This window comes from Nitrospirota bacterium, from assembly GCA_013388455.1.
Classification (GTDB): domain Bacteria; phylum Nitrospirota; class Thermodesulfovibrionia; order Thermodesulfovibrionales; family SM23-35; genus JACAFF01.
Genome location: JACAFF010000007.1, coordinates 1 through 5,063 on the forward strand (window position 1 = coordinate 1; position 5,063 = coordinate 5,063).

Annotated in this window: 2 protein-coding genes; one reads left to right on the top strand and one right to left on the bottom strand. The window is 35.2% G+C overall.

Translation table 11 applies throughout. The features are described 5' to 3' along the window. Nucleotides 1-1,658: tetratricopeptide repeat protein (locus HXY53_02695; protein ID NWF75473.1), on the bottom strand; the 1,658-nt coding region annotated here is incomplete at its 3' end. A 164-nt stretch (nt 1,659-1,822) separates the two neighbouring features. Here HXY53_02695 and HXY53_02700 point away from each other — a divergent pair. Then, complete coding sequence (locus tag HXY53_02700; GenBank protein ID NWF75474.1) at nt 1,823-4,798, top strand: tetratricopeptide repeat protein; 2,976 nt, start codon at nt 1,823-1,825, stop codon at nt 4,796-4,798. Nucleotides 4,799-5,063 lie beyond the last annotated feature (265 nt).

The following is a 5,063-nucleotide window of genomic DNA, read 5'->3' on the forward strand; positions in this document are numbered from 1 at the left end:
AATAACCTCATCGTCGGATACCACGGACTGTCTTCCCTATCAAGCATCCACCTCCAATCAGGAACATATGGTAATAATACCCACACAGGCTTACCCAATGCCCCTGCTAAATGCGCTACCGCTGTATCTACTGAAATGACTAAATCTAAATTCTCTATTATTGCTGCTGTGTCTGAAAAATCATTGATTTCTTCTGTATAATCAATTAGCTTCAAGCCAAGAGGAGGCCTTTTTGCCTCTTTGCCTGCTTCACCTTTTTGCAAACTATAGAACGTTACATCTTCGAGAGCAGTTAGCGGTGCATAAGTAATGAGTGGAAATGATCTGCAATAATGTTTCTTATACTTAGGATTTCCTGACCATACAAGCCCGACTTTTAATTTTGAACCATCGATTTTAAATTTTTTATGCCATTTCTGAAAAATCAAAGGATCAACAAAAAGATAAGGGATTTCTGACGGAATTGTTTTTAGAGTTGTGCGGAAGATAAAAGGCAGACTCATCAGTGGGCAATGCACATCAAATTCAGGTAAGTGCTCACCTCTTAAAATAATTTGCTGAATACCTTTAATATTTTTGAAAATGGATTTTAATTCCTTCTGACATTCGAGGATTATTTTTGCAGCCTTTTGTGCAACAAATTTTATATAGCGAACAAACTGAATAGCATCACCTAATCCCTGTTCAGTATAAATAAGTACCGTCTTTTGAGACACATCTGAACCGTCCCACAATGGTTTCAGGATTTTTCTTTGCTCAAATTCTTTAATCTTCAATCTCCATTCATACTCTCTCCAACCATTTTCGTAATCTCCAGACAATAACAAAGAGTTCGATAAATTCCAGTGAGTTTCTGGATCATCAGGCTTTAGCTTTAAAACTTTCTTATATACTGAGATAGCCTCTTGAATACTTTGCTTTTCATGGAGAATGATGCCACAATTTACAAGAGCATCTGTAAAGTTTGGATCACGCCTTAAAACCTCTTGATAATTGGAAAATGCCTCATCAAGTAAGCCCTTTTCATAATATGCATTTCCAAGATTAAAATATGCGTTAACTATCTCAGGATTGAGCTCAAGAGCTTTTTTATAATTTAGTATTGACTCATCTATCTTCTGCTGTAATTGAAGAACCGTCCCTAAATTAAAATATGCCATAGCAAAATGTTGATCTAACTGGATAGCTTTCTGATAGTAAATTATTGACTCATCATAATTTTTCTTTTCCTGTAAAACGATACCGAGATTGTTGTAGGCATCAACAAGATCAGGTTTCTGTTGAATAGCTATTTGATACTGGGTTATTGCATCATCGAGTTCGCCTTTAACTTTGAATACATTGCCAAGATTATAATGCACATCTGCAATTTCAGGATCAATCTCAATAGCCTTTTTAAATGATTGGATAGCCTCTTCAAATTTTCCTCTCCTGTCTAAGATTAATCCCAGATTATTATATAACTCAGCGCTGTCAGGATTATATGAAATTGTCTGCCTCAGAATTTCTTCAGCAGATTGATAATCTTCTTTTCTATAAGCTATTTCCCCGAGCAATAGTAAGATTTCGAGATTATCTTTACAAGTTTCTATGGCTTTTTGTAGCTGGTTTGATTCGTAATATTTTTTAGCTAATTGAATTTTGTTTTCTATGTTCATATTTACTTAAAATAAAGCTTTTAAAGTGGGAATATCAATGAGTCTGTTAAAATTCTTTTTATTCGTCATTGCGAGGGGCGTAGCCCCGAAGCAATCTCATCTTTAAAACTTTTGATATAATTAGATATATCCCATTTGGTTTATTTAACAATTAAGGAGCTACAATGCAATCAAAAAACATTTCCTTATGCATGATTGTCAAAAATGAAGAAGATAACATTGGCAAATGCCTTAATAGTATAAAATCGGTTGTAGATGAAATAATCGTAATTGACACCGGTTCAACTGACAAGACAAAAGAGATAGCTTTCTCAATGGGTGCAAAAGTATTTGACTTTGAATGGACAGATAATTTCTCCGAGGCAAGAAATTTTTCACTGTCTAAAGCTTCGTGTGACTGGATACTGATTCTTGATGCAGATGAGGTAATATCTCCAGAGGATCATGAGAGAATTAGGGAATTGGTGAAAGTAAAAGACGAGATTGCCACGCTTCCTTCGGTAGCTCGCGATGACAAAAAAGGTTGTCATTGCGAGGAGCGTAGCCCTGAAGCAATCTCTCGGTCAGTTGCCTATTCATTTATCACAAGAAATTATATTGATCAAGAATACGTTGGATGGATTGCAAATAATGGAAGTTATAAAACAGAGGAAGCTGGGATAGGATGGGTTCCTACTGCTAAAGTAAGACTATTTCCAAATGATAGACGCATTAAATTTGAAAATCGTATCCATGAATTTGTAGAACCAACTTTACATAGACTTGGAATAAAGATTTATGAGAGTAATATTGTTGTCCACCATTATGGATTACTAAATTCTAAAAAAAGGGAATTTAAGAAAAAATTTTATTACCTACTCGGGAAGACAAAGCTCGAAGAAAAAGGAAAGCAGGACTTAATGGCTATTTACGAACTTGCTGTTACTTCACGTGCACTTGGAAAATATGACGAAGCCTTGAAATACTGGGAAAAGTTTATCGCTATAAAAGATGATGTCCCAACTGCTTTTTCTGAAATGGCAACCAATTATTTTTTAACTGGAAGATACGAAGAAGCCCTTTTATCATTAAAAAAAGCTCTGCAACTTGACCCAAACTCAGCAGATATTCAAAAAATGTATAGAGAATGTGAAATCTTTACTTATTTTGAACGAGGGAATAAACTTTCAAACAAAGGTCTGTTTAATGAGGCTATATCTTATTATCAAAAGGTAATCGAACTTGATCCGAATTTTGCAGGGGCTTATCACAATCTTGGTAAAATACTCCAGCAACAAGGCTACATTGATGAAGCTATTCGATACTACCAGAAAGCCATTGATTTAAATCCAAACTTTGCTTCATTTTTTAATCTTGCAGAACTTTTTTCTTATAAAAGAATGTTACAAGAAGCGCTTGAATATTATTTCAAGGCTTTACAAATAAATACAGATAATGAATGGGTATATTTCAAAATTGCGGCTATTTTACAGAGCATAGGATACATCGAGGATTCTATAAAATATTACAAAAAATCTTTACAAGTTAATCCAAACTTTGCCATCGCCTATAACAACCTTGGCAATGCTTTAAGGTCGCAAAAAAATCTTGATGAGGCTATGCAATGTTATCTGAAAGCCTCTGAAATAGAACCGGCTTTTATTGAAGCAAAATACAATATAGGAACTACATTAGGCGAACAGGGAAGAATAAAGGAAGCAGAAATCGTATTTAATAAAATACTCAAAAATAAACCTGATTATCTTCTTGCACGATGGGCTAAATGTATGTCTCAATTGCCTGTTATTTATCTTGATGAGTCAGAAATCCATTTAGCCAGAAAAGCATATCATGAAGAATTAATAAAATTACAAAATGCTATTGACCTTGAAACCCCTGAAGGCATCAATTCAGCAGTCGAGGCTGTTGGGACTCAGCAACCTTTTTTTCTTGCCTGCCAGGGACTAAATGACCGCAATCTTCAGAAGATATATGGAGAAATGGTCTGCAAAATTATGGCTAAAAAATATCCTCATTATGCTGAAAACTTACCTATGCCATATTGCAATAAAGCAACTCGCATCAGGGTTGGCATTGTATCAAGTCTTTTTCACTGGCATTCTGTTTGGAAAATTCCTCTTTCAGGGTGGGTGCTAAATTTAAATAAAAGATTTGATCTATACTGCTATCATATTGGTAGATCTAAAGATTATATAACAGATATTGCAAGAAAAAATTGTAAACGCTTTGTAGAAGACATAAACTTTTTCGAAGATTTGTGCCATATTATAAGAAATGACAATTTACATATTTTACTATTCCCTGAAATTGGCATGGATCCATTAACATTGAAAATTGCAACTCTCAGGCTTGCACCTGTGCAATGCACAACTCTGGGACATCCTGATACTACTGGTTTGCCCACTATAGATTACTACCTCAGCAGTGAACTAATGGAACCACCTGATGCTGATGAGCACTATACTGAAAAACTTATTCGCTTACCAAATCTTTCATTCTACTATACCCCTTTTGATGTTCCAGATATAGAAATAAACCGTAAAGATTTTAAACTCAGGCATGATGCCATCGTTTACCTTTGCAGTCATGCATTATTTACACATCTTCCGCAATTTGATTATGTATACCCTCGAATAGCACAACAGGTAAAAAATTGTCAATTTGTATTTATTTCGATTAAACCTTATCTAACAGATAAGTTCTACACACGAATAGCAGAAGCCTTTAAACAACATAATTTAAATCCTGATGAATATCTTGTCATTCTACCCCGTCTTGATCAAAATCAATATCTTAAGTTAAATCAACTATCAGATATTTTTCTTGACACTATCAGTTGGTCTGCAAACAACTCAACATTTGAAGCTATTGCCTGTAATCTGCCAATTGTAACACTACCAGGTTCTTTAATGAGGCAGAGACACTGCACAGGTATTTTGAATATGATGAGAGTCACAGATACCATCGTCTCATCGATTGAGGATTATATAGCTATGGCAATACGATTGGGAAAGGATACAACTTTTAGAAGTCAGATTTCAGAAAAGATAGCTACAAATAAATTTCGTGTTTATCAAGATAAGGCCTGTATAGAAGCTTTTGAAAAGTTTATTGAAAGTGTGGTGATAAGCAGAAGTTAACCCAAAAAATACAGTTATGGATATCCAAACATAGGGTTCAAGTTTCAAACTTGAACCCGCAAAGGGGGGGTGTCATTGCGAGGAGCGTAGCGACGTGGCAATCTTGCCTTTTATATTATCGAATTCAACTCCTTTGCCACACATTCCACCACTGTCTTCCAGTCACCTAATGCAGGCTGTCTGAATAACCTCATCGTCGGATACCACGGACTGTCTTCCCTATCAAGCATCCACCTCCAATCAGGAACATATGGTAATAATACCC

Coding starts and splice junctions, on each gene's coding strand:
- HXY53_02700 (NWF75474.1), top strand. CDS start 1,823: ATGCAATCAAAAAACATTTCCTTATGCATGATTGTCAAAAATGAAGAA.